The sequence below is a fragment of the Wolbachia endosymbiont (group A) of Rhinocyllus conicus genome, from assembly GCF_947250775.1.
Taxonomy (GTDB): Bacteria; Pseudomonadota; Alphaproteobacteria; order Rickettsiales; family Anaplasmataceae; genus Wolbachia.
This window is the reverse complement of the sequence record NZ_OX366349.1, coordinates 75,186-90,216: the sequence shown is the minus strand read 5'-3', so window position 1 is coordinate 90,216 and position 15,031 is coordinate 75,186. Positions and strand designations below refer to the sequence as shown.

Below are 15,031 nucleotides of genomic sequence, written 5' to 3'. Positions count from 1 at the left end.
TGTACTCAATTCGACTGATCATATGCCACTACGCTCTCTTCCTCACCAGAGTGTAAATGACAATTATTATCCATAAACCATTTCTCGTCATAAGTTTCAATATCAAAGTATTTTTCATATTTATCTATATTATCACAAAGTGAAAGTGCTCTGATCTTATTCATAATCAAACCTGTACCAGCAGGAATTAATCTTCCTACTATAACATTTTCTTTTAATCCACTTAAAGGATCACTCTTCCCGCAGAATGCTGCTTCTGTAAGTACTTTTGTTGTCTCTTGGAAAGAAGCAGCAGAAATAAAGGAGCTAGTTTCAAGACTTGCCCTAGTAATCCCCTGCAGAATAGGAAGATAATGAGCAGGCCGTTTGCCAGAGTTACTCATAGCATCATTTTCCCTATCAACTTCCAGCTTGTCAATGCTTTCGCCAACCAAGTACATAGTATCACCAGGATCAGTAATTTCCACTTTTTGTAGCATTTGTTTTGAGATCACCTCTAAATGCTTGTTGTCTATACGAACACCCTGCAATCTATAAACTTGCTGTATTTCAGAAATCATATAGTGCGCTAAAGCTTCTAACCCAAGCACACGTAAAATATCATGGAGATCAGGGTCACCATCCATCAATAGATCACCTTTACGTACAAAATCACCTTCATTGACTATTACATGCTTACTTCTTGATACCAAATATTCAACCGGAGAAATTTGTTCATCTACAGGTTTAATTAATATACTGCGTTTTCCTCTACGGTCTTTTTCAGAAAACGCTACATAGCCATCTATCTCACTAACAATAGCATGCTCTTTAGGACGACGTGCTTCAAATAACTCTATAACCCTCGGTAAACCACCAGTAATATCACGAGTTTTAACTGACTCTCTTGGTGTTCTTGTAATAACATCACCTGCATGAACCTTCTGGCCATTTTGTACATTGAGCACTGCACCAATTGGTATAAAATAACATGCTTCAACGCCACTTGCGAGTGTCATTACTTCACCATTATCGTCAAGCAGCACAATACGAGGACGTAAACTAGCTCCACCAGAATGCAATTTCCAGTCTTTTACTACTTTGCTTGATATTCCTGTAGATTCATCCATCACTTCAGTGATCGAAATTCCATCTTTTAAGTCCTGATAAGACACTGTACCAGTCTTCTCCGTGATAATAGGCAATGTATAAGGATCCCATTCCGCAACTTTATCGCCAATTTTTACTGACCCACTCTCATCCACATAAAGTTTAGCACCGTAAGGTACACTATGCTTCAACTTCTCACTACCAAGGCTATCAACCAACACGACTTCACAGGAACGGCTTATCACAATTTTATTTCCGTTTCTATCTATAATTATATTACTATTGTTTAACTTTATTTTAGCACTAATAGAAGCTATAATATTTGAGGATTCAACGCCTCTAGTCATTACCCCACCTATATGGAAAGTACGCATCGTTAACTGAGTACCTGGCTCTCCAACAGATTGAGCAGCTATAACACCAACTGCTTCACCTATTGAAACAATTTTACCAGTTGCAAGGTCTCTTCCATAACACAAAGAACACACACCAGGACTTATTTCACAAGTTAAAGGCGATCTAATTTTTACAGCATCAAGACCTGCAATGCTGATTTGCTTTACTTTATCCTCATCAATTAATTCCCCTGCTTTTACTAATAATTCTTTTGTCACTGGGTTATATATACCATTTGCAGATGTTCTACCCAGCACAACACTCTCTAGAGATGCAACTATAGTACTTCCTTCAACTGTAGCTCTCACAACAAGACCATTTTTTGTTTTACAGTCATGCTTTGTAACTATGCAATTTTGAGACACATCAACTAAACGACGAGTTAAGTATCCAGAGTTTGCAGTTTTAAGCGCAGTGTCAGCTAAACCTTTACGCGCACCGTGAGTAGAATTAAAGTATTCAAATACGTTCAATCCTTCACGGAAATTAGAAATTATAGGTGTTTCTATAATCTCACCAGAAGGTTTGGTCATGAGCCCTCGCATTCCTGCTAGCTGTTTCATCTGTGAAGTAGAACCCCTTGCACCAGAGTTAACCATCATATACACTGAGTTGTACTTACTATTTCCATCATATATAGATATTGCTTTTAACATATCATTAGCTATCATATCCGTACACTTAGACCATTCATCTATAACCTTGTTATACCTCTCACTTCTAGTTATTAGCCCATCTTGATATTGCATAGAGAATTTCTTAATTTCACCCCTCGCGTGATCAACATGTGTAGCTTTAGTTTCAGGTATAACCAGATCACAACGACCAAAAGAAACACCAGAAAATGTGGCATACTCAAAGCCAAGTACCATTAATTTATCAGAAAATGCCACTGTAGCACTTTGACCACAGTTACGATATACTAAATCAACTATACCAGTTATTTCCTTGACTGTTAATATCTGATTTATTAGATCGAAGCCTAGATTCTCATGCTTAGGAAAAATTTGCCATAATATTAAACGGCCAGGAGTTGTACAAACAGTTTTATAGTGAGTTTCACCGCTGCTATTAATATACTCCATCCTATACTTTATACTAGAATGAATATGTAAAGTACCATCACTCAAAGAATGCTCAACTTCACAAAAAGCACCAAAAGATGGTAAATTATCTTCCTTAGGTTCTTGTAAAGTCAGATAATATATACCAAGTACTATATCTTTACTAGGAACTATAATCGGTCTGCCATTAGAAGGACTTAAAACGTTATTAGTGGACATCATCAACACCCTAGCTTCAAGCTGAGCTTCCAATGAAATTGGCACATGCACTGCCATTTGGTCACCATCAAAATCAGCATTAAACGCCGTACAGACAAGCGGATGAAGCTGTATTGCTTTGCCTTCAATAAGGATTGGCTCAAAAGCCTGAATACCAAGTCTATGTAGCGTAGGCGCTCTATTCAACAAAACAGGATGCTCTTTTATTACCTCTTCAAGCATATCCCAAACTTCTGGTTTTTCTGCTCTTATCAACTTACTAGCAAACTTAATAGTTGGAGCCATACCATACATCTTAAGCTTTGAGTAAACAAAAGGTTTGAATAGTTCAAGAGCCATTCTTTTTGGTAATCCACACTGATTTAGTTTCAAAGTTGGACCAACAACTATTACAGAACGTCCAGAGTAGTCTACCCTTTTTCCTAAGAGGTTCTGGCGAAAACGACCCTGTTTTCCTTTTAACATATCACTAATGGACTTTTTATATCCAACAGCACCAGCTTTGTTTACCAAAGTATTACGACGACTATTATCAAAAAGAGAATCAACTGCTTCTTGTAACATCCTTTTTTCATTACGAATCATAATCTCAGGAGGATTTAAGCTCAACAATTTCCTCAACCTGTTATTTCTATTAATAATAGTCCTATAATGATGATTCAGATCAGAAACTGCAGGACGACCACTTTCAAGCGATACCAAAGGACGCAAATCAGGTGGTAAAATAGGTATAGTTGTAAGTATCATCCACTCAGGCCTATTTCCAGATTTAATGAAGTTTTCAATAATACGCAATCTCTTTATAATTTTCTTTCTTCTTATCTCAGAAGCAACAGACTCTAATTCTAGTCTTAAATCCTTCCTAATTTCATGTAAATCAAGGCGCGTTAGCAACTCTCTTATAGCTTCAACACCTTGCATAGCTACAAAACTATCGATCCCATAGCTATCTTTAGCTTCATTATAAGCTTTTTCACTAATAATCTCACCTTTTTCAAAAGGCGAAACAAGAGGATCTATCACGATATAATTATCGCTATATAAAATATTCTCAATATCTCTGAGAGACATATCCAATAATGCTCCAATTCTTGAAGGAAGCGATTTCAAAAACCATATATGAGCAACAGGAGATGCAAGCTCTATATGACCCATCCTTTCTCTTCTTACTTTAGAAGATGTAACTTCTACTCCGCATTTTTCACATATGCGACCTCTGTGTCTTCTTTTTTTGTATTTTCCACATAAACATTCATCGTCATTGACAGGGCCAAAAACCTTAGGGCAAAATAATCCACCTTTCTCAACTTTGAACGTACGATAATTTGCAGTTGAAACATCTTCTATCTCACCACAAGATATACGCTTAATACTTTCAGGGCTAGCAATCGATATGCTAACCTCATTAAAAGGTTGTGCAATGTTAGTGTGAGATATATCTTCAATCACTACATCATTTTGCTTTAAATCTACATTTAAACATAAAGAACGTAGTTCTTTTATCATCACATTAAAGGATTCAGGAATTCCACATTCAAAATTACTGTCACCTTTTATTATCGATTCGTAAATCTTAACTCTACCATTAATATCATCAGACTTCACAGTTAACATTTCCTGCAAAGTATAAGCAGCACCATAGGCTTGTAATGCCCAACATTCCATTTCACCAAAACGCTGACCACCAAAATGAGATTTTCCTCCTAGAGGTTGTTGAGTAACCAAACTATAAGGCCCTACTGAACGCGCATGAATTTTACCATCAACCAAGTGGTGCAACTTAAGCATGTACATGTAACCAACTGTAACCTTGCGGTCGAATTTTTCACCACTGCAACCGTCATATAATACAGCTTGTCCAGAGTTATCCAAACCAGCAAGTTCAAATAATTTTGCTATTTGTTCATCTTTTGGACCCTCAAATACAGGTGCAGCAACAGGAACGCCATCACGTAATTTACGTGCAAATTCAATGAGATTATTATCACTAATATTACGAATATCATTACAGATAGATACGTTACTACCATAGCTATAAACCTCAATCAGGAAATTACGTAAATTGCTGTATGAACTTTTACAAGAGTTCAAATAGTTCTCTACTAACGCATTCAACTCGTCATTTAGTGCATTTTTATTAGGTGTATTTAAAACAGAAGCCATTATTTCATCATCATCAATATTTTCAATTTTTTTATTGTCAAGGTATGCTACTGCAAATTGTGTAAAATTATCATCGTTAAGGGACCTAATTCCCTTGCAAAAAGCACTTTTGATTTTATTGATCTCATCGAGAATATTACTTACCCTTTCCCCTAATTTTCTACAAGCCCAACCTACATGCGTTTCCAGTATTTGCCCTACATTCATTCGTGAAGGAACACCAAGAGGGTTAAGAATAATATCAACAGGAGTACCATCTTCCAAATAAGGCATATCTTCCACTGGCACAACTCGAGAGATCACACCTTTATTCCCATGTCTACCAGCCATTTTATCCCCTGGTTGCAGACTATGTTTCACAGCAATGAAAACTTTTACTGACATCGACACACCTTGAGGCAGGTCATAACCTTCATGTAATTTTTCTACTTTTCGCTTAAACTGCGCTATTGCATGTGATACTTTTTCATCAAAATCTTTTTTTAAGCTCTTAACTTGCTCAGAAATGGATTGGTTTTTTAATCCTATACCCCACCATTGCTCACGTTCAATAGAGTCAAATTTTTCTCGATCTTGAGAACCAGAATTAATAAGAAGTTTCTTCAGTTCATCATAGAAATATTCACTAGTAACATTGATTATATAATCTCGCTCTTCCTCAAAGTCATTTACCTCTTTTTGTTTGATGAGTAATGCCCTTTCATTTTCTTCAACCCCTCTGCGTGTAAAGACTTGTACATCAATTACTGTCCCTTCAACATCTGGAGATGTATATAAAGAGGAATCCGCACAATCGAATGACTTTTCACCAAAAATTGTCATTAATAACTTCGTTTCAGGAGGCAATGAAAGAGAAGGTTTAGGTGTAACTTTACCTACCAGAATATAGCCTGGACCAACTCTTGTACCAATTTTCACTATACCACTATCATCTAAGTGATATAGATTTTCTTCATTAACACCAGGTATAGCACGAGTTATTTTTTCTGATCCTAAAGGGGTATCATGTACAACACAGTCAAATTCTTCTATATGAATAGAAGTAAAGAGATCTTTTTTAACAACTTCACTAGAAATAATAATAGAGTCTTCAAAATTATAACCTTGCCAAGACATAAAAGCGACTAGCAAATTTTTACCAAGCGCCAACTCACCACTGTTAATTGCAGGACCATCAGCTATTACATCACCCTTTTTAACATAATCACCTACGCACACTAGCGGTCTTTGATTAATACAAGTATTATGGTTAGAACGCTGAAATTTCCTTAGATGATAAATATCTACGTCCAAGTAGTTAACCCTTTCTTTATCAAAAGCACGTATAACTATAGAGTTACTATCAGAACTATCAACTATGCCATCGCGTTTTGCTAAAACTACAGCACCAGAGCCAGAAGCTACAAAAGACTCCATACCAGTAGCAACCAGAGGAGCGGTAGGCTTCAATAAAGGTACGGCCTGACGTTGCATATTTGAGCCCATTAATGCTCTATTAGCATCATCATTTTCTAAAAATGGAATCAAGGAAGCCGCAACTGATATTACCTGCTTAGGAGATACGTCAATGTAACTCACCTGATCACTACTTACCATAATGAAACTACTAGCATATCTACAGTATAGCATATCATCAACAAAGCAATTATTTTCATCGAGCTTTGCGCTGGTATCAGCTATATAATATAAACCTTCATCTATGGCAGACAGATACTCAATTTGATCAGTAACAACCCTATTAACTACTTTTCTATAAGGACTTTCAATGAAACCATATTTATTAATACGCGCGTATATAGCTAAACTGTTGATTAACCCTATATTTTGCCCTTCAGGAGTCTCAATAGGGCAAATTCTTCCATAATGAGTTGGATGAACATCACGCACTTCAAATCCTGCCCGTTCTCTTGTTAAACCGCCAGGACCTAACGCGGACAACCTTCTTTTATGTGTTATTTCAGATAACGGATTAGTCTGATCCATAAATTGAGATAATTGAGAAGAATTGAAGAAATCTCTTAAGACATTAGTTAACACTTTTGGATTAATAAAATCAGATGGAGAAACTTTATCTAAACTAGAAGTGGACATAGAATCAACTATTGCGCGTTCCAATTTCAACAACCCAGTTCTAAATTGATTTTCTATAAACTCTCCAACTGATCTTACTCTTCTGTTTCCTAAATGATCAATATCATCTACAGATCCTTGACCGTCACGTAACAATACTATTTTTTTTACAATTTCAATAATATCTTCATACGTTAAAACAGTTAAATCCTCATCATAATTTAACCCAAGGTAAGAGTTAAGCTTCAACCTACCAATGTTAGACAAATCATAATATTCCGGACTGAAGAAAAGATTACGGAAAAACTCCTCTACTATCTCTAAAACAGGAACTTCACCAGGACGCAAAACTCTATATATTTCATATAGCGCATCCTGATAAGACATGTTTTCGTCTAAGAAAAGCGTATTTAATATATAAGGTCCAACAGATACATTATCTATGTTCAATACTGATATTTCATCCACAGACAATAACTCAAGCTTCTTTATGTCTTCCAGCTTTATAGATTCACCAGCAGATAAAATTTTCGTAGAGCTAGCACTATCCATTAAATCTTCTGCGAGGAATAAACCACATATAGAATTAAAAGGAACCAGATACTCTTTCAATTCATTATCATATAGCTTTTTAGCTAGTCTTGAGGTGATACGAACGTTAGCTTTAAGCAGCACATTACCTTCAATATCCATTAAGTCGAAAGGCAACCTCACTCCTTTAAATTTATCAGGAACAAAAGGCACTTTCCAACCATCTTTATGTTTTACATACTTTATTTTCTCATAAAATCTATCGAGTATATCATTATTTGATAGACCTAACGCCTTTAACAAAACTGAGATTGGCAATTTTCTTTTTCTATCAACACGAAAATACAAATGGTCTTTAACATCAAATTCAATATCAAGCCAAGAACCCCTATAAGGAATAATTCTAGCAGAATAGATCAATTTACCAGAATTGTAAGTTTTTCCCTTATCGCTATCAAAAAATACACCAGGAGACCTATGCATTTGTGAGACAATAACTTTTTCTACACCATTAATGATGAAAGTGCCCTTATCAGTCATCATAGGCAACCCACAAAAGTGGACTTCCTGCTCTTCTATAGATTTTACAACGGTTGCAAGTTTAGAATGATCTCCACTCTCTTTAATCGATTTATATTCATCAAGAGAAATACCATCCTGCATAACAACAAGACGTATAGAAGCAATAACCTGAGCAGAAAAAGTTACACCACGCTTTATACACTCAGATTCATCATACTTAGGATCATCTACCCTACAACTTATAAACTCAATAGTAGCCCTACGCAAAGGATCATTTATTGGAAAGATTGTATGAAAGATAACTTCAAGTCTTTCATTACCCTTATTCTTAGGAGCAAATGAATCATACGATTCTTTTTGAACCTTAACCAAATCCAATAAAGAACCTTTTAAATCAATCGACCTAGAATAAGAAACTCTAGGGACAAAAGCACCAGAAGCGTACATATAAGAAGAATCAACCATTAAAATACCCCAAACTAATTAAAAGAGCTATATCAATATAAAATTAATACATTAAATATTATTCAAGCTCCACTTTAGTTGCTCCTGCTTCAATAAGTTTTTGCTTGATTTTTTCTGCTTTGTCTTTAGGAACATTAGCAGTTAAATCTTTAGGTAAAGATTCAACCAACTCTTTTGCTTCTTTTAAACCCAATGTAGAATTAACTTCTCTCACAGCTTTAATAACTCCTATTTTTTTACTCGCATCAATTTCTTTAATCACAACTTTATACTCAGCTTTTTCTTGAGCAGCAGGAGCAGCAGCATTATCACTAATAGGCGCCCCAGCACCAACAGCCCCACCAAGAAAAGAACCAGCAGGCAACCCTATTTTCTCTTCTAGAACTTTTACAAGTTCAGAAGCCTCTAATAGGTTTAAAGATAATATTTTATCAACCAAATCACTTGTTACATTACTCATAATTACCACCTTACTTAACAACAAATTTATTTTTTAGAACTATAATAATCCAAAACTCTCATAAGCCTCATAGAAGATGAATTAATAGACAACGCCAATCGAGCAGGAATATCATAAGATATTAAACGCATAATTTTAACACGCAACTCATCCAAAGAAGGCAACTTAGCCAGTTTATTAACATCTTCCACTGTTAACAATTCATTTATATGAGCCGCGCAAATCACAGACATTTTTTCTTTGTTAGCATTAATAAAATCAACTATTAACTTTGCAGCTTCTACTATGCCACTAGAGTATATAATAGCAACAGAACCAGAAAATTTGCCTGATAAATAAGAAAATTTACCAGTCCTTTCCAAAGCCAAGCGCGCTAGAGTGTTTTTAACTACTAATACCCCACCTGCTATAGACTTCAGGCTATTCCTCAGAGTTAATGAATCATTAGCATTTATAGATTTAAAATTTACTAATATCAAGAAATCATTATTTACAAATACGTTTATTGTGCTCTGTATAAATTCATCCTTATTTTTACGCTTCACGGTATCACTCCCTTAAATTATATCTTCCACTTTGCTTATCTTATAAGCTTCACCCATAGTTGAATTTAAAAAAACACCCTTAAAGTAAATTCCTTTCGCAGAAATAGGTTTATTATCTTTAATTACTTTAAGAAAGGCTTTTAAATTTTCTAGCAAGTCATCAATATCAAATTTAATATTTCCTAATTTACCATGAATAACACCATTTTTATCTGTTCTAAATTTTATCTGACCAGACTTAATGGTTTTAATAGCTTCTGCAATGTTAGAAGTCACAGTACCAAATTTAGGGTTAGGCATCAGCCCTTTAGCACCCAATACTTTTGCAATAGGAGTGATTTTTGCCATAAAATCAGGAGTAGTAATGCACCAATCAACATCTAATTTTCTACCCTTTTTTATTTCTTCAACTAAATCCTCTCCTCCTGCGATATCAGCACCAGCCTTTTCAGCTTCTAATAAATGTTTATCTTGAGCGAAAACAGCTACTTTAATATTCTTCCCGATACCTTTAGGCAAAACTACTGTACCACGCACCTGCTCTTCAGATTTACGTGAATCTACGCCTAAATTGACTGCAATATCAACTGATTCATTAAATTTTGCTGAAGCAGACTCAATAATCTTCTTCAAACACTGCTTAGGATTATCATTATATGTATTCATTTACCTAACCTTCCACAACTTCTATACCCATAGATTTTGCAGTGCCTACAACCATTTTCACTGCTGAATCTTCATTATCCACTTTCATATCAACCATCTTGCACTTTGCCACTTTAATTATAGCAGACATAGGTAATTTAGCCACTAATTCTTTACCAGGATTACCAGAACTTTTACTTAACTTAGCCTCCTGCTTAAGTAAATAAGCCACAGGTGGACCGCTGACAGTAAAATCATGAGAGCGATCATCCTTTATGGAAATTCGCACTGTTACTAAATCGCCTACTTTATAATTAGCGTTAGCAGCGCTAGTAACTTTATTAAAAGCTTCACAAAACTTAGGAACAGGTATACCACGTGGACCAAGTACTGAAGCAATTTTCGGTCCTGGAATTGCTTTCCCAGCTTCCATAAGTAAGTTAATCTTAGCAACTATAACACTCATAATTAATCCTCTATTTTCTCTACTTGAGCCAGATCAAGCTCTATTATTGTCGGCTTACCTAAAATTGATACTTCCACATTAATAATTTTTTTCTCATCGTTTACCATATTTACCTCACCAGTAAAATTTTGAAAAAGACCATCATTAATTTTCACTTTTTCACCTTTTTCATAACCATAACCTAACTTCTTTGTCTCTTGAGCATTATAAAGTGCATTACACATTGAGTGAATCTCATCATCCAAAATCACCTTTGGAATATTACCATTTTTCAAAAATCCATAAACCTTAAGAGATTTTGGTATATTATTGATAAAATTCAATACTTCATCGCATAAATTCACGTATAAAAAGACATAACCAGGAAAGCATTTCCTTCGTGTAGCAATTTTCTTAGATTTCAACTCTACTTCACTTAGCTCTTCATATGGAATAAAAACTTCCTTAAAGTAATCATTAACACCCAATCTCATAGAATTTTCCAATATATGTTGGCGCACTTTCTCTTCACAATTGGAAGCAACTCTCAAGATATACCATTTATATCTATTAAATTCTTTACACTTTAAACTTATCTCATCATCTGAAATCATCTCAAAATCACCAGATTCGCCACTGCAGAATCCAGGCGTTTGATTCAAAATATCTTTGCTTTCATCACATAGATGCATATATACATACACTTCACATAACTCTTTTATATCAGACTTTGAATTACATACCGTTTGATAAGGAATAAACACTTCCTTAAAATAAACAGCATTACTTACCAATTCGCGTATATTTTGCTCATATCCATAATCAACTCTAATGATATACCATTTATATTCACATTCCATAAATAATTCCAAATAAAGCCTTAATTACGTAAAGAGACATAAAATCCACAAAACAGAAGAAAATCGAAAAGCATAATATAACAATCATCACAACAAATAGAGATGACAACACCTCCTGTTTCTTTACCCAAGCAATTCTTCGTATTTCTTGCTTTATATCATAGAAAAAAACACACAAACTTTTTAACATTTTCACCACAACATTAATGCAGGAGCGATAGGAATTGAACCTACAACCTCTGGTTTTGGAGACCAGCGCTCTACCAATTGAGCTACACTCCTATAACTCAAACTCTCACTCCAAAATTTCAGAAACAACACCAGAACCAACAGTTCTACCGCCTTCTCTTATCGCAAAACGCAATCCCTTATCCATTGCTATCGGTACTTGCAATTCTACTTCTACACTCACATTATCTCCTGGCATTACCATCTCCTTCCCATCTAGCAATTTTATGCTCCCGGTTACATCCGTTGTCCTTAAATAAAACTGTGGCTGGTAATTCGCAAAAAATGGTGTATGCCTTCCTCCTTCCTCTTTCTTTAATATATAAACCTCCGCCCTAAACTTTCTATGCGGCGTTATCGTCCCCGGTTTTGCTAATACTTGCCCTCTCTCCACTTCTTCTCTTTTTGTTCCTCTTAACAATATTCCTACATTGAGTCCTGCACTTCCCTTATCCAGCAACTTCTTAAACATTTCTACACCTGTGCATATCGTCTTTTGCGTCGCTTTCAGACCTATTATCTCTATCTCTTCTCCCGTCTTTATCTCTCCCTTCTCTATCCTTCCTGTTACCACCGTTCCTCGCCCCGATATCGAAAATACATCCTCGATTGGCAATAAAAATGGTAAATCCACAGGCCTTGGTGGAACTGCCACATACTCATCTAACTTTTCCATCAATTTATCTATTGATTTCTTTCCATATTCGCTACTGTCATCCTCCAGCGCTTTCAATGCAGACCCCACTACCACAGGCACTTCATCCCCTGGAAATCCGTATTTATTCAGCAATTCCCTCACTTCCATTTCTACCAAATCTATCATATCAGCATCAGCAACATCAGCTTTATTTATATACACCACGATATATCCAACACCTACCTGCTTCGCTAGCAATATATGCTCTCTCGTTTGTGGCATTGGCCCATCAACCCCCGACACTACCAATATCGCCGCATCCATCTGTGCTGCACCTACTATCATGTTCTTTACATAGTCAGCATGTCCAGGACAATCAACGTGTGCATAATGCCTTTTTTCCGTCTGATACTCAACATGCGCTGTTGCTATCGTTATCCCCCTTTTCCTTTCTTCTGGCGCCTTATCTATCTGATCGTACGCTACAAAATTTCCATAATGCTTTGTTATCGCCGCTGTTAACGTTGTCTTCCCATGATCCACATGTCCTATTGTTCCCACATTTACATGCGGCTTTCCAAATGCTTCCACTACTGCTGTCATAATTATTACCCTTAATTATACTTTAACTTTAACTCATCAACCACATATTGTGGTACTTGTTCATAATAAGAAAAATGCATACTATACTGAGCTCTTCCCTGAGATATAGAACGCAAAACATTTATATAACCAAACATATTCGCAAGAGGTACGAAAGCAAGAATTATAGTGCTACTATTATGCGTTTCCATACTTGAAACTTGCCCCCTTCTGCTATTTACATCGCCCATGATATCGCCCATATACTCTTCAGGCGTAATGATTTCAACTTTCATTATAGGTTCTAACATTTTTGGACCAGCTTTGTTTGCCATCTCTTTAAAAGCACCTTTAGCAGCAAGTTCAAAAGCTAAAGGACTAGAATCAACTTCATGGAAAGCACCATCAATAAGGGTAGCCTTAAAATCAATAACCGGAAAACCAGAGATCATGCCTCCTTCTTTTATCAACTCTAAACCATTTTGTACACCAGGAATATATTCTTTTGGAATTGCACCACCTACAATTTTACTTTCAAATTGAAACCCAGAACCAGGCTCAAGAGGTTCAAATATAATCTTTACTTTTGCAAATTGGCCAGCACCGCCGGACTGTTTTTTATGAGTATAATCAATTTCAACAGATTTAGTGATAGTTTCACGATATGCAACTTGAGGCGCACCGACGTTAGCTTCAACGTTAAACTCGCGCTTCATTCTATCAACAATAATCTCAAGATGCAGCTCACCCATGCCTTTCAATATAGTCTGCCCACTCTCCGCATTTACTGACATTCTTAAAGAAGGATCTTCTGCAACCAATCTATTTAAAGCAACACCTAATTTTTCCTGATCTGAAGTAGTTTTAGGTTCCACAGCAATTTCAATAACAGGCTCAGGAAATTCCATACGCTCTAATAATATAGGAAAATCAGGTGAACATAAAGTGTCACCAGTAATTGTTCTCTTTAATCCAACTAAGGCAACTATATCGCCAACTTTAGCTTCGTTTATATCTTCTCTGTTATTTGCATGCATAAGCAGCATTCTGCCAATTCCTTCAGTCTCATTTTTTCCCGCATTTAACACAGCGGATTTGGATTTTAACTTACCGGAATAAATACGAATAAACGTCAAGCTGCCTACAAACTTATCCGTCATCACTTTAAACGCAAGAGCAACGAATTTCTCTTTTTCTGAAGGTTTGATCTCAATTTTCTTTTCTGAATCTTTAGGATCAGTTCCAACAATTACATCAACATCAATAGGAGAAGGTAAAAAGTCAACCACACCATCTAAAAGTGGTTGTACGCCTTTATTTTTAAAAGCTGATCCACATAATACAGGAACAAATTTTCCTTTGATGGTTCCATTTCTCACGCATTTTTTCAGTAAATCTACTGGCAGATCATTAGACTCAAAGTAAGTATTCATCGCTTCATCATCCATCTCAGCTGCAGCATCTAATAAAAGATTTCGATATTCTTGAGCCTTGTCAAGCAAATCAGAAGGAATATCTTCATAAGAAAATTTAGCACCCAACGTTTCTTCTTGCCATATAATGGCTTTCATAGAAATAAGGTCAATTATACCTTTGAAATCTTTCTCACTTCCTATTGGCAACTGAATGACTAAAGGTGCTGCACCAAGCTTCGTCTTTATCATATCAACACATCGATAAAAATTTGCCCCTATTCTATCCATCTTATTAACAAAGCAGATACGAGGAACGCTATATTTATCAGCTTGACGCCAAACTGTTTCAGATTGAGGTTCAACTCCAGCAACTCCATCAAATACAGCAACTGCACCATCCAAAACCCTTAAAGATCTCTCAACTTCAATAGTGAAATCAACGTGACCTGGAGTGTCTATTATATTGACCCTATGATCATTCCAAAAACATGTTGTTGCAGCAGATGTGATTGTAATACCACGCTCTTTTTCCTGCTCCATCCAATCCATAGAAGCTGCCCCATCGTGCACTTCACCAATTCTATTTTGCTTACCAGTATAAAATAAAATACGCTCTGTTGTGGTAGTCTTACCAGCATCTATGTGAGCCATTATTCCTATATTTCTGTATTTAGATATCCCAATTTCCATATCAC

Annotated in this window: 9 protein-coding genes and 1 tRNA gene; all 10 read right to left on the bottom strand. The window is 35.8% G+C overall.

Features of this window, described 5'->3' with window-relative positions:
* Nucleotides 1–5: 5 nt before the first annotated feature.
* Nucleotides 6–8,519: a DNA-directed RNA polymerase subunit beta/beta' gene (locus OOK92_RS00420; RefSeq protein ID WP_264735903.1), complete on the bottom strand. Its 8,514-nt coding sequence runs from the start codon at nt 8,517–8,519 to the stop codon at nt 6–8.
* 58 nt (nt 8,520–8,577) lie between these two features.
* On the bottom strand, nt 8,578–8,979 hold the full coding sequence (rplL, locus tag OOK92_RS00415; RefSeq protein WP_264735901.1) for a 50S ribosomal protein L7/L12: 402 nt from the start codon (nt 8,977–8,979) through the stop codon (nt 8,578–8,580).
* Nucleotides 8,980–9,005: 26 nt separating this feature from the next.
* Nucleotides 9,006–9,524 carry a 50S ribosomal protein L10 gene (rplJ, locus tag OOK92_RS00410; RefSeq protein ID WP_253307300.1) on the bottom strand — a complete coding sequence of 173 codons (519 nt, stop codon included), beginning with the start codon at nt 9,522–9,524 and terminating at the stop codon, nt 9,006–9,008.
* Between the two features lie 12 nt (nt 9,525–9,536).
* A complete protein-coding gene (rplA, locus tag OOK92_RS00405) occupies nt 9,537–10,190 on the bottom strand; it encodes a 50S ribosomal protein L1 (RefSeq protein WP_182183217.1) in 654 nt (217 codons plus the stop codon).
* A gap of 4 nt (nt 10,191–10,194) precedes the next feature.
* Nucleotides 10,195–10,635 carry a 50S ribosomal protein L11 gene (locus tag OOK92_RS00400; RefSeq protein ID WP_253307298.1) on the bottom strand — a complete coding sequence of 147 codons (441 nt, stop codon included), beginning with the start codon at nt 10,633–10,635 and terminating at the stop codon, nt 10,195–10,197.
* Between the two features lie 2 nt (nt 10,636–10,637).
* Complete coding sequence (gene nusG, locus OOK92_RS00395) at nt 10,638–11,474, bottom strand: transcription termination/antitermination protein NusG (RefSeq protein ID WP_319803929.1); 837 nt, start codon at nt 11,472–11,474, stop codon at nt 10,638–10,640.
* Nucleotides 11,464–11,673, bottom strand: coding sequence for a preprotein translocase subunit SecE (secE, locus tag OOK92_RS00390; protein ID WP_064125120.1), 210 nt, complete (start codon nt 11,671–11,673; stop codon nt 11,464–11,466). The genes nusG and secE overlap by 11 nt, the downstream gene beginning before the upstream one ends.
* Nucleotides 11,674–11,683: 10 nt before the next feature.
* Nucleotides 11,684–11,756: transfer RNA gene (locus tag OOK92_RS00385), tRNA-Trp, on the bottom strand.
* 13 nt (nt 11,757–11,769) lie between these two features.
* Nucleotides 11,770–12,942, bottom strand: coding sequence for an elongation factor Tu (tuf, locus tag OOK92_RS00380; protein WP_264329094.1), 1,173 nt, complete (start codon nt 12,940–12,942; stop codon nt 11,770–11,772).
* A gap of 11 nt (nt 12,943–12,953) precedes the next feature.
* A complete protein-coding gene (gene fusA / locus OOK92_RS00375; RefSeq protein WP_253307295.1) occupies nt 12,954–15,026 on the bottom strand; it encodes an elongation factor G in 2,073 nt (690 codons plus the stop codon).
* Nucleotides 15,027–15,031 lie beyond the last annotated feature (5 nt).

Excerpts from the sequence above, each read along its gene's own strand:
- fusA (WP_253307295.1), bottom strand. The coding sequence starts at position 15,026 with ATGGAAATTGGGATATCTAAATACAGAAATATAGGAATAATGGCTCAC.
- OOK92_RS00420 (WP_264735903.1), bottom strand. The coding sequence starts at position 8,519 with ATGGTTGATTCTTCTTATATGTACGCTTCTGGTGCTTTTGTCCCTAGA.
- tuf (WP_264329094.1), bottom strand. The coding sequence starts at position 12,942 with ATGACAGCAGTAGTGGAAGCATTTGGAAAGCCGCATGTAAATGTGGGA.
- nusG (WP_319803929.1), bottom strand. The coding sequence starts at position 11,474 with ATGGAATGTGAATATAAATGGTATATCATTAGAGTTGATTATGGATAT.
- OOK92_RS00400 (WP_253307298.1), bottom strand. The coding sequence starts at position 10,635 with ATGAGTGTTATAGTTGCTAAGATTAACTTACTTATGGAAGCTGGGAAA.
- rplL (WP_264735901.1), bottom strand. The coding sequence starts at position 8,979 with ATGAGTAATGTAACAAGTGATTTGGTTGATAAAATATTATCTTTAAAC.
- rplA (WP_182183217.1), bottom strand. The coding sequence starts at position 10,190 with ATGAATACATATAATGATAATCCTAAGCAGTGTTTGAAGAAGATTATT.